Below are 15,192 nucleotides of genomic sequence, written 5' to 3'. Positions count from 1 at the left end.
CGACCTGCGACAGGCGATATATCATGGGCTTCAAATGCGGCATCGTCGGGCTTCCCAATGTGGGCAAGTCCACTCTCTTCAATGCACTGACGCGCACGGCGGCGGCGCAGGCGGCGAACTATCCGTTCTGCACGATCGAGCCGAACACCGGTGAAGTGGCGGTTCCCGATCCACGCATGAAGCTGCTGGCACAAGCCGGCAAGTCGAAGGAAATCATCCCGACGCGCATCTCCTTCGTCGACATCGCCGGCCTCGTGCGCGGTGCCTCGAAGGGCGAAGGCCTCGGCAACAAGTTCCTCGCCAATATCCGCGAGGTCGATGCCGTCGTCCATGTGCTCCGCTGCTTCGAAGATTCCGACATCACCCATGTCGAAGGCCGCATCGACCCGGTCGGCGATGCCGACACGATCGAAACGGAACTCATGCTCGCCGACCTCGAAAGCATCGAGCGCCGGCTGGAGCAAACCCGCAAGCGCGCCGCCAGCAAGGACAAGGAATCGCTGACCGTTCTTCCCGTCATGGAAGAGGTCGTGAAGCTGCTTCAGGACGGCAAGCCCGCCCGTCTGCTGCTCAAGACGCTTCCCCCGGAAGACATCGCGATCCTGAAAGGTCTGAACCTTCTCACCTCGCATCCAGTGCTTTACGTCTGCAACGTCGCAGAAGGCGACGCGGCGACCGGCAACAGCTTCACGGCTCAGGTCGAGAAGATGGCGAAGGATCAGGGCGCAGAATGCGTCATCATCTCCGCTGCCATCGAGGCAGAAGTCGCCCAGCTTCCGGACGACGAGTCTCAGGAATTCCTCGCCGCTCTCGGCCTTGAGGAAGCCGGTCTCGACCGCCTGATCCGTGCAGGCTACCACCTGCTCGACCTCATCACCTATTTTACGGTCGGCCCGAAGGAAACCCGCGCCTGGACGATCAAGCGCGGCACCAAGGCACCGGCCGCCGCCGGCGTCATCCACTCGGATTTCGAACGCGGCTTCATCCGCGCCCAGACGATTGCCTATGAGGACTATATCGCGCTCGGCGGCGAAGTCGGCGCCAAGGAAGCCGGCAAGGCCCGCGACGAAGGCAAGGAATATGTCGTGCAGGATGGCGACGTTCTGATGTTCAAGTTCAACACCTGATCGCACGGCCCTTTGATCGGAACCTCGCGGTACAGTCTCGCATAAGCGACCCCGGCTAACGTGCCGCCAAAGGAGACTCCCATGGCGGCAGAACCGGTGCTTTCGATCTGCGTCCCGTCACGCAACCGCCAGTTCTATTTTCGCGAAACGATCAGGGCGCTGCTGCGAAACGAGCGCACAGACGTACAATTTGTCTTTGTCGACAACTCCGACGATCCGTCGATCATGAACGGCTTCATCGCGGAGAAGATCGGCGATCCCCGCATCACCTACCTCCCCTCCGGCGAGCGCATCCATTCGATGATGGAGAACTGGGAGCGTGCGGTGAGCGCAGCAAGAGGTCGCTATGTCACAGTGATCGGCGACGATGACTATGCCGATCCGGATCTCGCGGCCTTCCTCATCAATCTGGAGGCGAAGGTTGGAGAGATCGACGCACTCACCTGGAGCGGCTTCAATTATGTCTGGCCGGTCGATGGTGTACCGCCCCTGCCGCTCAAGGTCGATCTCAACGCCAAAGTCACCCGCTTCGACAAGCGCGACCTCATCGGCCGCGCGTTCGGCTGGCAAGGTGCGGCACATGTGCCCATATGCGGCAACTCCGTCTATCACGGCGCAATATCGCGGGCGCTGCTTCTGAAGATACGGGATGTCTTTGGCGGCCGCTTCTTCGAGTTTCCGACCATCGATTACGAAAACGCTTTCAAGGTCATCCTGACGGGCAAGACTTTTTATCACGTTTCACGCCCGTTTTCGGTGCCAGGCGTTTGTCCTGAGAGCAATTCCGCCGCAACGCGAACAATTGCAGAGGAGGACGCCTCTGCACATCGCTTCAATCTCGATCTCGGGCGCGACATCAACGATGACCCCTTGCTCTCCGACACACCGTTTCGGGCCGGGCGCGGCGTCACCGCGACGATTTTTGTCGTTCAGCATTGGCTTTGCAGGAAATATGGCTTTCCCCACATGGGCTATGAGGAGAACCTCGTCAAAGCCCTCATGCGCAACTGCGAGAACTACCGCGACAAGGAAAGCTTCGACACGCTCGCCGCCCGTTACCGCGCATCACTGGAGCGCTGGCACGACGGGCGATACCTGCCGCTTTTCGAGCCGCACTTCACGCCCTTGCCGGCGGATGCCGCACGGTCGAGACCACCAGTCACCACCGGTATCGACAATGAAGGCAACCTGCATTTCGCAGAAAACGCCGCAGGCACCAGGACACCGGGCGAATTGTTCGAAGTCTTGAAGGGACTTCTTGTCCCCGCCAACGAGATCGAAATTGCACTGCCGTGAACGCTTCCCTGCAACACTGGCCTTGAACTCCGCCGCCTGTATCGCCATTGTTCAACCTTGATCGGAATTGTCGAGGAATGACCCGCATGGCGGATGAAATGCTTTACTACGAGGACTTCGAGGAAGGCCGAGAATTCATCAGTGCGGAAAGGACCGTATCGGCCGAAGAGATTATTGCCTTCGCATCCGAATTCGACCCGCAGCCCATGCATCTCGACGAAGCGGCCGGCAAGGCCAGCATCCTCGGTGGCCTCTCCGGTTCCGGCTGGCATATGAGTTCGCTCGCCATGCGTCTGTTCTTCGACACCGTCATTTCGAAGAGCGCGGGCGAAGGCGGTCCGGGCATCGATTTCATGGAATGGCGCAAGCCGCTCATTGCCGGCGATACGATCCGGCTCAATGTGAAGGTCAAATCGCGCCGCCCGCTCGCCTCCCGTCCCGGCATCGGCCTGGTGACGATGGAACATCTGCTGACGAACCAGAAGGGCGAGAAGGTCATGCGCATGCAGGCTCCCGCCATGCTCCGGATGCGGCAGGCGCAGACAGTGGAGGCCTGCCGATGAGATTCGAAGATGTCTGGCCCCGCGATACGGCCTCGGAAATCGGCAGCTACCATTTCACGCCTGAGAAGATCATCGAATTCGCCTCGAAATTCGATCCGCAGTATTTTCATCTTGATGCCGAGCGCGCAAAGGAGTCCGTGCTTGGCGGTCTTTGTGCGTCAGGCTGGCATGTCTGCTCCGCCTGGATGGGGCTGAACGTCGCCTATATGTTCGGCGAGTTCAAACGCATGGTGAAGGAAGGTCATCCCGCGCCCAAGCTCGGTCCGGCTCTCGGCTTCCGGGATTTGCGCTGGCGTATTCCCGTGTTCGCCGGCGATGTGGTGACCTATTCGAATACGCTGACGCGCACCGTCAGGGCTCCCAACCATGCCGATCGCCTGCTGCATGACGTCTACTGCGAGGGCAAGAACCAGGACGGGAAGATCGTCGTATCATTTACACCGACCGTGATCGAATTCATCTAACATATTTCCGGCAAGAAGAGGCAGAACCATGAGTGTCTACGGTTTCACCGCGAACGACATCAACGGCAAGGAGCGCAGTCTGGACGAGTTCAAGGGCAAGGTGCTCCTGATCGTCAACACGGCCAGCGCCTGCGGCCTCACCCCGCAATATGCGGGCCTGCAGGCGCTCTACGACAAATACAATGGCGACCTCGTTGTGCTGGGCTTTCCCTGCAACCAGTTCGGCGCACAGGAACAGGGCGACAGCGAAGAGATCAAGTCCTTCTGCGACCTGCGTTTCAACATCAAGTTCCCGCTCTTCGAGAAGATCGAGGTCAACGGCGCCGCCGCGCATCCGCTCTACAAGTATCTGGTCCATGAGAAGCCCGGTCTGCTCGGCACCGAGGCGATCAAATGGAACTTCACCAAGTTCCTCATCGACCGCGACGGCGAACCCGTGAAGCGCTATGCGCCGACCACCACGCCGGAAGAAATCGACGGCGACATTGCAGCGCTCGTGAAGGGTTGACCCAATGGCCGGCTTCGCCGCGCATTCCACCGGCGTCGAAGGTCTGCAGGCTGTGTCGGGTCGCAGCGCCCATTGCTTCCCCCGACACACACACGACGATTTCGGCATCGGCCTCGTGGTTTCAGGCGGCCAGATTTCCGCCTCCGGACGCGGTCAAGTTGAGGCTGGCCCGGGCAATGTCATCACCGTCAATCCCGGCGAAGTTCACGACGGTAAGCCTGTTCGCGGCGAGCCGCGCCAGTGGCACATGTTCTATCTCAGCCCTGCCCTGATCGACAAAATTGGCGAAGGGCTGGATGTCGGCAAGGCGGCAGCACTCGAGTTCCACCACCCCGTGATGGCCGACGGCGAGGCGGCCATCCGGTTTGCCACCGCATGGCGGGACATCGTCGGCGGCGACGTAGCGCGCCTTTCTCCGTTGGCCGCGGAGGAGACTTTGCTGACCTTCCTTCATGGGCGTCTGGGCAGCCGACGCGATGGCCGCGATACCTCGCTGGCGGCAGACAAGATCGCGCGGCTCCGCGCACTGATCGACGACGATGTGCTTGGCAAACACTCACTTCAGAGCCTTGCTGACGAGGCCGGCCTCAGCCGTTTCCAGGCCTTGCGCGCCTTTGCCCGCGCCACCGGCCTGACGCCCCATGCCTATCTCGTCGAACGTCGTACCCAGCTGGCGCGCCGCCTGATTCTCGCCGGCACACCCCTTGCCGAGGCCGCGGCCGCCAGTGGCTTTGCCGACCAGAGCCACATGACCCGGGCCTTCCGCACGCGCTATGGTCTGACGCCGGCAGCCGCTCAGAACGCAGCGCTTGCTGCAATTCCGTTCAAGACCTGAGGCACCGACCGGGGCCACAAGGAGGTTCCAGCACAAGGAGCCTCGCATGACCCTCGAATTCATGATCACCGCCCTGATCATCGTTGCCACGCCCGGCACCGGGGCGCTTTACACGATCGCCACCGGTCTCTGCGAAGGCCCGCGCCGCAGTGTCATAGCCGCATTCGGCTGCACACTCGGCATCGTGCCGCATATGGCCGCCGCCCTGACCGGCCTTGCCGCCGTGCTGCACGGCAGCCCCATGGCCTTCAACCTGCTGAAGCTCTGCGGCGTCGCCTATCTCTCCTACATGGCCTATGGCCTGATCGTATCAAGAGCCTCAGCCCCCGCCGCAACCGACGCAGGCAACGGCCTGACCGGCATGGCGATCGTCATCAAGGCGATCCTGATCAATCTGCTCAATCCGAAGCTTTCGCTGTTCTTCCTGGCCTTCCTGCCGCAATTCATCGATGCGGCCGCACCGGATGCGCTTGGCCTGATGATCGAGGCAAGCCTCGTCTTCATGGCGCTGACCTTCGTGGTTTTCGCACTCTACGGAATTTCTGCCGCAAGCATCCGGAGCCGTGTGATCGCCCGTCCGGCGATAGCCACATGGATCAACCGGACCTTAGGCATCGCCTTACTCGCCATGGCGACGAAGCTCGCGATGGAGCAGCGCTGATTATCTCAGAACGGGCAATCTTGCCTGCAGCGCCTCCGGCATTCCGCTCAGCAGAAGCTGGCGGAAGAACCGCCAGCCGAAGCCGACAGTGAGCACGATGAGGCCGATGGCCACGAGGATCCACATGATCAGATTGCTCGTGTCGAGGTCACCCAGCACGCCGGTATCTGTGTCGATCAGCGCTGCGAAGGCATAGCCGAGATAAATCAGTCCGGCGGTGACAAAGGCGCGGCGATCGAGCAGCAGCCCGACCATCATCATGAGAGCGACGACCACAACGACCAGGACGGCGCCCTGTGTCGTCTGCGGATGCACGCTCCCGAAAATGCCCTTGAGGATCGAAGGCACGGCCACGAGATAGAGCCAGAAGGCAACGTCGGAGCGCGTGTAGAGCCGCATCGGATCGGTCAGGTCGAAACGCATCGCGACACCGACGAGGACCACGCCGGCGATCAGGAAGAGCATCGTGGCATACTCTTCGAAATCGCCGTGATAGATGCTCGAAAGAACCAGAACAGTGCCGGTGACGACGGCAGCGACCAGCAAGGCGGCCAGAGCGACCGGAACGCGGTAACGCCAATAGAAGACCGCCAGCGCCACGCATTCCGCTGCCGCAAGTGCTGCCATATGCAGCGCACTGGCCGACAAGGCATTTTTCTCACCCGAAATACCATAACGATCGAGAACAATGATCGTCCAGCCCGCCAGGAGCGCGAAGGCGATGGTCAGCGCGAAGGACGGCAGGGCCAGCCGCTGCCGATAGACGAAGATTTCTGCAAGAACGACCACCGCAGCAACGGCCATATAGATCGGCGCCAGACCGCCAATGCCGGTCAGCACCACGACGATGCCGATCGTGATCAGGATGTCGTGATAACCGCGGATGAAGCGCGGAATTTCGCTGTCTTCCTCGCGGCTGGGCTCGTCCGTAGCGCCACCGGCCGGAAGCGCCGCCCGCGCCTCGACGAAGCGGGAAAGAGGCTCCACCTGTCCGGAAGAGATAATCCCGGCCTGAGCCGCCGCCGCGAGACTTTCGCGCAATGTTTCAGCCATGCGTATCCGAAGCCTCCGGCCTCACGAAAGTGCTTCAATCAATGCCCGTCGAACTCGACCAGTGTGCGGACCTCGACGCCCAAGGCCTCGAGCTTCTTGCGGCCGCCCAGCGCCGGCAGGTCGATGATGAAGCAGGCGGCGACAATGTCTGCGCCCATCTGCTTCAGGAGCTTCACCGCGCCTTCCGCTGTGCCGCCCGTGGCAATGAGATCGTCCACCAGGATCACCTTCTCGCCGGGCTGCACCGCGTCGCGATGCATCTCCATCTCGTCCACGCCATATTCGAGGCTGTAGGCCACGCGCACCGTGTCATGCGGCAGCTTGCCCTTCTTGCGGATGGGCACGAAGCCGGCCGACAACTGGTGCGCGACTGCTCCGCCAATGATGAAGCCGCGCGCTTCCATGCCCGCAACCTTCTCGATCTTCGTGCCCGCAAAGGGATGCACAAGCTCATCCACCGAGCGGCGGAAGGCGCGCGGATTGCCGAGCAGCGTCGTGATATCGCGGAACATGATCCCCGGCTTCGGATAGTCCGGAATGTTGCGGATGGCGGCGATGAGTTCTTCAGTCAGCGTCATGGGATGGGATTCCTTTCGGCCTTTGATAGCGCATGGCACGAGCGGTGCAATCGGATTCTGGACCGCACATGAAAAAGGCGGCCCTTGCGGACCGCCTCTCCGAATTCACGTCGGCTTGTTCAGGCCTCAGTGTTCCTTGTTCGCATAGACCGACTTCTTCGTGAGGTACACGAGGCCGGCGAAGATGACGAGGAAGACCATGACCATGAAGCCGGTGCGCTTGCGTTCTTCCAGATGCGGCTCGGCGGCCCACATCATGAATGCGGCAACGTCGTGGGCATACTGGTCAAGCGTCGCCGGCGAGCCATCATCATAGGTGACCTGGCCGTCGGAGAGCGGCGGCGGCATCTTCAATGCGGAAGCGCCGGCGAAATAGGGGTTGAAGTGCGTGCCTTCAGCCACCTGAATGCCCTGCGGGGCTTCGGTATATCCGGTCAGCAGCGAGTAGATATAATCCGGCCCGCCTTCCTGATACTGCGTGAAGATGTCGAAGATGAAGGTCGGGAAGCCGCGCTCCACGCCGCGCGCCTTGGCGAGCAGCGAAAAGTCCGGCGGAGCAGCGCCGCCATTGGCGGCAGCCGCCGCTTCCTCGTTCGCAAACGGCGACGGGAAGTGATCGGACGGGACGCCCTTGCGGGTGTACATCTCGCCGTCCCCGTTCGGGCCGTCCTGAACGTCGTATTGCGCGGCGAAGGCCTTCACCTGCGCCTCGTTGTAGCCGAGCTCTTCCAGACTGCGGAAGGCGACGAGCTTCATCGAGTGACAGGCCGAGCAGACTTCCTTGTAGACCTTCAGGCCGCGCTGCAGCTGAGCCTTGTCATACTTGCCGAACGGACCGGCGAAGGACCATTCCTGGTTCTTCGGCTTGAGGATCGGGAAGTGACCGCCCTCGATGGCATGTTCGGTGAGCGCCTTGAGGTCGTGCTCCTCGGCTGCGGAGGCCACGCCCCGGAAGCCGACGAGCGTTGCGGCGATAGCGATGCTTGCAACAAGCTTTTTCATGTTTTTGTTCCTCTCCACCGCTCGCATCAGGCCTTGGCGCTCTTTTCGAGCACGGCTTCCGTGATCGAGTTTGGCAACCGCCTCGGCGTCTCGATCAGGCCGAGAACCGGCATGATGACGAGGAAGAAGCCGAAATAGTAGAGCGTGCCGAACTGCGCCATCAGCGTGTAGGTGTCGGTCGGCTGACGCGAACCCAGCCAGCCGAGCAGAATGCAGTCTGCCACGAACAGCCAGAAGAACAGCTTGTACCACGGACGATAGACGGCCGAGCGAACCTTCGACGTATCGAGCCAGGGCAGGAAGAACAGCACAATGATCGAGCCGAACATGACGAGCACGCCGCCGAGCTTGGAGTCGATCGGACCGACATTGAACGTGATGGCGCGCAGCATCGCATAGAACGGCAGGTAATACCATTCCGGAACGATATGAGCCGGCGTCTTCAGCGCGTTGGCCATCGTGTAGTTATCCGGATGGCCCAGATAGTTCGGCATGTAGAAGACGAACCAGCTATAGGCCAGAAGGAAGATGACCACGCCGAGCGCGTCCTTGACGGTCGCATAGGGCGTGAAGGCCACGGTGTCGGTCTTCGACTTGACTTCGACGCCCGTCGGGTTCGTCTGGCCCGTCACGTGCAGCGCCCAAACGTGCAGGATGACGACGCCGGCGATCACGAAGGGCAGCAGATAGTGCAGCGAGAAGAAGCGGTTCAGCGTCGGCTGACCGACGGCAAAGCCGCCAAGCAGGAACTGCTGGATCCACTCGCCGACCAGCGGGAAGGCCGAGAAGAAGCCGGTGATAACGGTCGCACCCCAGAAGGACATCTGACCCCAGGGCAGAACATAGCCCATGAAGCCCGTTGCCATCATCAGAAGATAGATGACCACGCCGAGGATCCAGAGGATTTCGCGGGGCGCCTTGTATGAGCCGTAGTAGAGACCGCGCGCGATGTGCAGATAGACGGCAATGAAGAAGAAGGAGGCGCCGTTGGCATGCAGGTAGCGAAGCAGCCAACCATGGTTCACGTCGCGCATGATACCTTCGACGGACCCGAAGGCGAGATCAATGCTACCGATATAGTGCATCGCGAGCACGACGCCGGTCAGGATCTGCACCACCAGCATGACAGCCAGCATGGCGCCGAACGTGTAGGCGTAATTGAGATTGCGCGGCACGGGATAGGCAATGAAGCTATCGTAGACCATGCGCGGCAGGGGAAGACGGGAATCAACCCATTTTCCAAGACCGCTTGTCGGCTCGTAAGAAGAATGTCCACCACTCATTATCAGGTCCCCTCCCGTCAACCGATCTTGATGACGGTATCTTTTGTAAACGCGAAAATCGGCATCAGCAGGTTTTCCGGTGCGGGGCCCTTACGGATACGGCCAGCCGTATCGTAGACCGAACCATGGCAGGGACAGAACCAGCCGCCATATTCACCCGCCTGACCGAGCGGCACGCAACCGAGATGCGTGCACGATCCGATCATGACGATCCAGTTTTCCTTGCCCTTGCCGGCAGAACGGTCGACACCGGTCGCGGGAGCATCGGGGGGAAGGTTCTGGTTGCGCGCAACCGGATCCTTGAGCTGTTCCAGTGTGACCGCTGCCGCTTCCTGCACTTCCTTGTCGGTGCGGTTGCGGATGAACACCGGCTTGCCGCGCCACTTCACCGTCAGCGACATGCCCGGCGTCAACGCCGAAACGTCGACTTCGATGGAGGCCATGGCGAGCGTCGATGCATCAGGCCGCATCTGGTCGATAAACGGCCATGCCACAGACACGGCACCCACAGCGCCGGCCATTCCCGTCGCCAGATAGAGAAAGTCGCGGCGAGTAGGCTCGCCCATGGTGTGATTGTTCATGTCGTGGTCGGTCACGGCTTCATCATCCCCTAGCGCAAAAGATTGCGATCCTCGTCCCATGATTCGATATCCGGGACATACAAATGCCACAGATTCCCCTCGATCCGCTCGAGGTTTAAGCTTGATCAGACTTCATGTCCAGAGAAGACGCGGGAGGGATGGCACAATGTCGCGGGAAAAGGGGCAGGTTTGACCTTTATCAAGACTGCCACGAAAACAGTTGGAAGCACACGGACTTGGCAATTCGGTTTTGTCAGTTTCAAAGCCACCCGCGGGACCTTGTCCGCCTGCTGCCCGCAACCGTGCGTAGCGATCACCACCCCTCACCGGTTCGCCCTGCACCGTGCCCCTCCGTCACCACTGCCTGTATCCTCCTGTCCGCTTCGGTGGATGAGGAACAAATAAGGCAGTCAAAGCGTTTTGAACGCTTGCCAAGCGGTCGCTTGAGCCATAGATCGCCCACGTGCCGCACCGCGGCGTCGGTCCGGCCTGGGGTGCAGCCGGCGGCAAGGCATTCACCGGACCAGGCGAATGTCCGACCGGCGATGCGGCAACGACAAACCCGAATTGCTTCCGCCGGAAGCGGTTCGCCCTCCATTTAAGGCGCAGCTCCGGCGCTCCCAAAGCCGGGCGAGGCCTTCATCTCGTGGCCAGCCCTCACCCTCCCCGAGCGGCTGCCTGCGAAAATCGACAAGGGTATTTTCCGTGGCCACCATTCAACCCAACAACGCGGCCGGCGCGTCCTCCGCCGCCGCAGCAGCCGTCCCGCCTGCGGCCTCCTACCGTTTCGCCCTCGTGGCGCTGACCTCCCTCTTCTTCATGTGGGGCTTCATCACCTGCCTGAACGACATTCTCGTGCCACATCTGCGCAATGTCTTCTCGCTGAACTATGCGCAGTCGATGCTGATCCAGTTCTGCTTCTTCGGCGCCTATTTCCTCGTGTCCCTGCCCGCCGGCGCGATCGTCAAGCGCATCAGCTATAAATGGGGCATCGTCTGCGGCCTCGTCGTGGCGGCCATCGGCTGCGCGCTCTTCATCCCGGCCGCCGGCGCCCGCTCATACCCGCTCTTCCTCGGCGCGCTCTTCGTGCTGGCCAGCGGCATCACGCTTCTCCAGGTCGCCGCCAATCCTTATGTGACGGTGCTTGGACCGCCCGACACGGCAGCCAGCCGCCTGACGCTGACGCAGGCCTTCAACTCGCTCGGCACCACCGTCGCGCCGATGTTCGGGGCCTTGCTCATCCTGGGTGGCACGGCCGCCGCGACCGCCGGCATGACAGCGGAACAGCTCGATGCCATCAAGGCGGCGGAAGCAGCCACCGTCAAGCTGCCCTATATGGGCCTGGCGGCAGTTCTGCTGCTGCTCGCCGCCATCTTCGCCGCGCTTCGCCTGCCGCAATTCGACGACCAGGAAGACCTGACGCCGATCAGCGATACGGGCTCGGCATGGCATCACCGCCACCTGGTCCTCGGCGCCGTGGCCATCTTCCTCTATGTCGGCGCGGAAGTCAGCGTCGGCAGTTTCCTCGTCAACTTCCTCGGCGAGGCTTCCATCGCGCATCTGTCGGAAGCGGACGCCGCCCATTACGTCACCTATTTCTGGGGCGGCGCGATGATCGGCCGTTTCATCGGCTCGGCCGCCATGCGCTACGTTTCGGGCGGCAAGGCGCTTGCCTTCAATGCGGCGATCGCAGCGCTGCTGCTGCTCGTCACCATCTTCACATCCGGAACGATCGCCATGTGGGCGGTGCTGGCCATCGGCCTCTTCAACTCGATCATGTTCCCCACGATCTTTTCGCTGGCGCTGCACGGCCTCGGCCGCCATACCAGCCAGGGCTCGGGCATCCTGTGCCTTGCCATCGTGGGCGGCGCCATCCTGCCGCTGGCGCAGGGCGCGCTGGCCGACCATATCGGCATCCAGCATGCGTTCCTGATGCCGGTCCTGTGCTACATCTACATCGCCTATTACGGCATGAAGGGCAGCCATCCGGCTTGATTGCAGGCCCTGTAGACAAGCATGAAGAGGGCGCTGCCGGCCAAGCGGCAGCGCCTTTTTGATTGGCCGCAATGTTGCGTCTTATTCTGCCGGACGCGTTTCCGGGTCGTCGTCATCCGCAAGGAACCCGCCGGACTGGCGCGCCCAGAGCGAGGCGTAAAGACCGCCCTGCGCGATCAGTTCGGCATGGGTGCCACTCTCCACAACCGCGCCCTTGTCCATGACGATGAGCCGGTCGAGCGCCGCAATGGTCGAAAGCCGATGGGCAATCGCCAGAACCGTCTTCCCCTGCATCAGCCGCGTCAGGTTGTCCTGGATCGCAGCCTCGACTTCCGAGTCGAGCGCCGACGTCGCCTCGTCCAGAACGAGGATCGGCGCATTCTTGAGCATGACGCGGGCAATGGCGATGCGCTGCCGCTGACCGCCGGAGAGCTTGACGCCACGCTCGCCGACATGCGCGTCGAAGCCGGTGCGCCCGCGCTGGTCCTTCAGGCCCTGAATGAAGTCATAAGCTTCGGCCTCCTCCGCCGCCGCGATCAGATCGGCTTCAGATGCATCCCAGCGCCCAATCATGATGTTATCCCGGATCGAACGATGCAGCAGCGCCGTATCCTGCGTCACCATGCCAATCTTCGAGCGCAGCGACTCCTGCGTCACGCTCGCAATGTCCTGCCCGCCGATGAGGATGCGCCCGCCTTCCAGATCGTAGAAGCGCAGCAGCAGATTGACGAGCGTCGTCTTGCCCGCGCCGGAACGGCCGACAATGCCCACCTTCTCGCCGGGGCGGATGGAGAGCGAGAGGTTCTCGATCACCCCGCCGCCCTTGCCGTAGTGGAAGCGGATATTCTCGAAGCGGACCTCCGGTTCCTTCGCGATCAACTCACGCGCATCCGGCTTGTCGAGCAACTCGATGGGCTTGGAAATCAGCTCCGCCGAGTTCTGAATGGAGCCGAGGCTGCGCATGATGCTGTTGAGCTGCGTCATCAGCCGGCCGAGCAGGAAGTTGAGCCTGAGCACCAGGCCCAACGAGAAGGCAACGCCGCCCGCCGAAATATGTCCGGCAAGATAGAGATCGACGCACAGCGCGCCAAAGGTCGAGATCATGATGCCCGACAGCAGCGCCAGCGACGAACGCACGCCGGTGATGAAACGGGCGAAACGCGTGACAGTCTTCTGGAATGTATGGAAGCCGGACAGGATGAAGGCGTCATGGTCCTCCGAACGGCCGAAGAGCTTCAGCGTCTGGATGTTGGAATAGGCGTCCACCACCCGCCCGTTCAGCATCGAGCCGGCTTCCGCGGTATCGCGCGAATGGATGCGGATGCGCGGCACGAAATAGCGCGCCAATGCTCCGAAGGCGACGATCCAGACGGCAACGAGTGCTGCCAGCCGCCAGTCGAGCCGCGCCACCAGCGCCATGGTCGAGACGGTATAGATCACCACGAACCAGGCGACCTGCAGGATGGAGGTGACGAAATCCCCCGTCGCCTGCCCCGCTGCCCAGACCTTGGTGACGATGCGGCCGGAGAAATCGTTCTGGAAGAAGGCGAGCGGCTGACGCGATACATGCAGATAGGACTGCCAGCGCACCATGTTGAAGAAGCCGACAACGATCGCCTGCTCCTCCACCAGCGCGCCGATCGCCGTCACCAGGAAGCGCACTATGAGCACGACCACGACCATCGCCGCAAGCTCGTACCCATGCGCCGCAATCAGCCCGCTCCAGCCCGCATCCTTCGGAATGCTGGCAAAGATGTCGATCAGCCGGCCCACGAACCAGAACAACGCCGCTTCCAGCGCCCCGACCATCGCGCCCGTGATCATCATCAGCAGGAACGGCCACTTCGCCTGCCCTACATAGAACCAGATGAATCCCCACACATTTTCCGGCGGGGTGAGATCATCGCGCCGGTCAAACGGCGGGATCCAGCTCTCGAACAGTTCGAATATGCGCTTCAAGGATGGCTGCTTTCTCTTCTCGTCAGATCTCCGGCTGAGACCCTAAGCGATTCCCGCGTCTATGTTTGTCAGGATTCAGACTAGCACCATGCGGCAAGGATGGGGTGTTACAATTCGGCCATGAAGCCGGAGCATTTCCGGGTCGGCACGGAACCTGTTTTTCGGTCTGGACATGCCTTGAAACAAGATATGTTACCGAAGTGATCACACCAAACGCTCCAAGTCTTCCATCAGATCCCGGGATAATTCATGAAAGACCATATCCGCTACGAATTTCACCATATGGGCATCCCGACGACAGAGGAACGCGATGGCGAAATCTTCAGCGCCGCAGCAGGCATGTTCACGACGGACAATCCGGGCCGCTTCCGCATACAGTGGCACCGTTTCACGGATACATCGCCGCTTCACCCGCTCATCCGGACGGTCCCGCACCCGGCCTTCAAGGTTGCCAGTCTTGAAGAAGCCATGGCCGGCGAGGAGCTCCTGCTCGGCCCCTACGAACCCATCGACGGTTACCGCGTCGCTATCATCAACGATGCCGGCGTGCCGGTCGAACTGATCGAGACCGCGCTTTCCGACGACGAAATCTGGTCCCGCGCACGATCGGGAAAAGGTTCGCTTTATCGCGAGGACGAGAGCTTGTTTGAGCTCTGAGGCTCGAACGCCTCACGCTCCCGCCACGCCAAAACCCTCGGGAAAAACCTCTCCCGAGTTCCGCTCCGGTCCTCACGCCTCCATCCCTGTCTTCGGACATCGGCTTCCGGAGAGCCACGCTGACGCGCCGCCCAGTTGGTAGTTAGTAAAAACGGCGGAGCGCCAGCGCGACCCGTCGAGATTGCCAAGGGGAGCCTCATCCGACTCCATTCCTCAAGCGCGGGCCGCCTCGCTAAACCGCCTGCGGAGGCAGACGGGTTCTCTGGCGTAGCCAGGCCGCCGAGCTATTCGCAGCCCATCGGGGGAGTCGTTTCGCTGGATGTGTCAGATCCATCGCCGCCCGCGCCCCCTGATGACATCCGCCGCACGTTACGATGGACATCATCAAGCTCTCCTCCCGCCTGAGCCAGTCGTCGCTGGCCCATCCGGTGACGGGAGGGGTTCAGGATAAGGGGAGTTGAGAGTGCGGGGAAATTGAGGGACGAAATTTTCTCTCGGACGTTCACGTGAGACAGCCGCGGCACCACATTCAACGCCGTCATGGTCGGGCCTGTCCCGACCATCTGCTGACGAAGCCAAGCAATTGACGGTGCAGCAGAAATTCGACCGTAGCAGATCCTCGGGACAGGC

General features: G+C 61.5%; 15 protein-coding genes. 9 read left to right on the top strand and 6 right to left on the bottom strand.

The genetic code is table 11. From position 1 onward, the window contains the following. Window positions 1-23 precede the first annotated feature (23 nt). From ychF to LQK83_RS00725, 7 genes are all read left to right on the top strand, one after another. Window positions 24-1,127, top strand: a complete 1,104-nt coding sequence (ychF, locus tag LQK83_RS00755) for a redox-regulated ATPase YchF (RefSeq protein ID WP_230835384.1) — start codon at window positions 24-26, stop codon at window positions 1,125-1,127. Window positions 1,128-1,208: 81 nt separating this feature from the next. Beyond that, window positions 1,209-2,423: a glycosyltransferase family 2 protein gene (locus LQK83_RS00750; protein WP_230835383.1), complete on the top strand. Its 1,215-nt coding sequence runs from the start codon at window positions 1,209-1,211 to the stop codon at window positions 2,421-2,423. 86 nt (window positions 2,424-2,509) lie between these two features. Next, the gene (locus LQK83_RS00745; protein WP_230835382.1) at window positions 2,510-2,986 is read left to right on the top strand and encodes a MaoC family dehydratase; all 477 of its coding nucleotides are present in this window, start codon (window positions 2,510-2,512) and stop codon (window positions 2,984-2,986) included. Next, window positions 2,983-3,450, top strand: coding sequence for a MaoC/PaaZ C-terminal domain-containing protein (locus tag LQK83_RS00740; protein WP_230835381.1), 468 nt, complete (start codon window positions 2,983-2,985; stop codon window positions 3,448-3,450). The genes LQK83_RS00745 and LQK83_RS00740 overlap by 4 nt, the downstream gene beginning before the upstream one ends. A 28-nt stretch (window positions 3,451-3,478) precedes the next feature. Then, entirely contained in the window at window positions 3,479-3,958 is a 480-nt protein-coding gene (locus LQK83_RS00735) for a glutathione peroxidase (RefSeq protein ID WP_230835380.1), read from the top strand. Window positions 3,959-3,962: 4 nt separating this feature from the next. Continuing rightward, entirely contained in the window at window positions 3,963-4,793 is an 831-nt protein-coding gene (locus tag LQK83_RS00730; protein ID WP_230835379.1) for an AraC family transcriptional regulator, read from the top strand. Window positions 4,794-4,839: 46 nt separating this feature from the next. Beyond that, the gene (locus tag LQK83_RS00725) at window positions 4,840-5,454 is read left to right on the top strand and encodes a LysE family translocator (protein ID WP_230835378.1); all 615 of its coding nucleotides are present in this window, start codon (window positions 4,840-4,842) and stop codon (window positions 5,452-5,454) included. Here the strand turns inward: LQK83_RS00725 and LQK83_RS00720 are convergent, their stop codons facing one another. The 5 genes from LQK83_RS00720 to petA all read right to left on the bottom strand — a co-directional run bounded on the left by LQK83_RS00720 (window position 5,455) and on the right by petA (window position 9,951). Further along, window positions 5,455-6,507: a hypothetical protein gene (locus tag LQK83_RS00720; RefSeq protein WP_230835377.1), complete on the bottom strand. Its 1,053-nt coding sequence runs from the start codon at window positions 6,505-6,507 to the stop codon at window positions 5,455-5,457. Window positions 6,508-6,545: 38 nt separating this feature from the next. Beyond that, a complete protein-coding gene (locus tag LQK83_RS00715; protein ID WP_112696458.1) occupies window positions 6,546-7,085 on the bottom strand; it encodes an adenine phosphoribosyltransferase in 540 nt (179 codons plus the stop codon). 126 nt (window positions 7,086-7,211) lie between these two features. Further along, complete coding sequence (locus tag LQK83_RS00710; protein ID WP_230835376.1) at window positions 7,212-8,087, bottom strand: cytochrome c1; 876 nt, start codon at window positions 8,085-8,087, stop codon at window positions 7,212-7,214. Between the two features lie 26 nt (window positions 8,088-8,113). After that, the gene (locus LQK83_RS00705; RefSeq protein ID WP_230835375.1) at window positions 8,114-9,370 is read right to left on the bottom strand and encodes a cytochrome b; all 1,257 of its coding nucleotides are present in this window, start codon (window positions 9,368-9,370) and stop codon (window positions 8,114-8,116) included. Window positions 9,371-9,387: 17 nt separating this feature from the next. Continuing rightward, a complete protein-coding gene (gene petA, locus LQK83_RS00700; RefSeq protein WP_269065241.1) occupies window positions 9,388-9,951 on the bottom strand; it encodes a ubiquinol-cytochrome c reductase iron-sulfur subunit in 564 nt (187 codons plus the stop codon). Between the two features lie 705 nt (window positions 9,952-10,656). Between petA and LQK83_RS00695 the strand changes: the two genes are divergently transcribed. Beyond that, window positions 10,657-11,946, top strand: coding sequence for a sugar MFS transporter (locus LQK83_RS00695; RefSeq protein WP_230835373.1), 1,290 nt, complete (start codon window positions 10,657-10,659; stop codon window positions 11,944-11,946). Between the two features lie 81 nt (window positions 11,947-12,027). Here LQK83_RS00695 and LQK83_RS00690 read toward each other — a convergent pair whose 3' ends face one another. Continuing rightward, window positions 12,028-13,905, bottom strand: coding sequence for an ABC transporter ATP-binding protein (locus LQK83_RS00690; RefSeq protein WP_230835372.1), 1,878 nt, complete (start codon window positions 13,903-13,905; stop codon window positions 12,028-12,030). A gap of 249 nt (window positions 13,906-14,154) precedes the next feature. Here LQK83_RS00690 and LQK83_RS00685 point away from each other — a divergent pair, with 249 nt between their 5' ends. After that, window positions 14,155-14,562, top strand: a complete 408-nt coding sequence (locus LQK83_RS00685; protein WP_230835371.1) for a hypothetical protein — start codon at window positions 14,155-14,157, stop codon at window positions 14,560-14,562. Window positions 14,563-15,192: the final 630 nt, after the last annotated feature.

The sequence above is a fragment of the Rhizobium sp. C1 genome (assembly GCF_021026335.1).
Taxonomy (GTDB): domain Bacteria; phylum Pseudomonadota; class Alphaproteobacteria; order Rhizobiales; family Rhizobiaceae; genus Ensifer_A.
The sequence above is the reverse complement of the archived record's forward strand: the minus strand, read 5'-3'. Positions and strand labels throughout refer to the sequence as shown.

Coding starts and splice junctions, on each gene's coding strand:
- ychF (WP_230835384.1), top strand. CDS start 24: ATGGGCTTCAAATGCGGCATCGTCGGGCTTCCCAATGTGGGCAAGTCC.
- LQK83_RS00750 (WP_230835383.1), top strand. CDS start 1,209: ATGGCGGCAGAACCGGTGCTTTCGATCTGCGTCCCGTCACGCAACCGC.
- LQK83_RS00745 (WP_230835382.1), top strand. CDS start 2,510: ATGGCGGATGAAATGCTTTACTACGAGGACTTCGAGGAAGGCCGAGAA.
- LQK83_RS00740 (WP_230835381.1), top strand. CDS start 2,983: ATGAGATTCGAAGATGTCTGGCCCCGCGATACGGCCTCGGAAATCGGC.
- LQK83_RS00735 (WP_230835380.1), top strand. CDS start 3,479: ATGAGTGTCTACGGTTTCACCGCGAACGACATCAACGGCAAGGAGCGC.
- LQK83_RS00730 (WP_230835379.1), top strand. CDS start 3,963: ATGGCCGGCTTCGCCGCGCATTCCACCGGCGTCGAAGGTCTGCAGGCT.
- LQK83_RS00725 (WP_230835378.1), top strand. CDS start 4,840: ATGACCCTCGAATTCATGATCACCGCCCTGATCATCGTTGCCACGCCC.
- LQK83_RS00720 (WP_230835377.1), bottom strand. CDS start 6,507: ATGGCTGAAACATTGCGCGAAAGTCTCGCGGCGGCGGCTCAGGCCGGG.
- LQK83_RS00715 (WP_112696458.1), bottom strand. CDS start 7,085: ATGACGCTGACTGAAGAACTCATCGCCGCCATCCGCAACATTCCGGAC.
- LQK83_RS00710 (WP_230835376.1), bottom strand. CDS start 8,087: ATGAAAAAGCTTGTTGCAAGCATCGCTATCGCCGCAACGCTCGTCGGC.
- LQK83_RS00705 (WP_230835375.1), bottom strand. CDS start 9,370: ATGAGTGGTGGACATTCTTCTTACGAGCCGACAAGCGGTCTTGGAAAA.
- petA (WP_269065241.1), bottom strand. CDS start 9,951: ATGAACAATCACACCATGGGCGAGCCTACTCGCCGCGACTTTCTCTAT.
- LQK83_RS00685 (WP_230835371.1), top strand. CDS start 14,155: ATGAAAGACCATATCCGCTACGAATTTCACCATATGGGCATCCCGACG.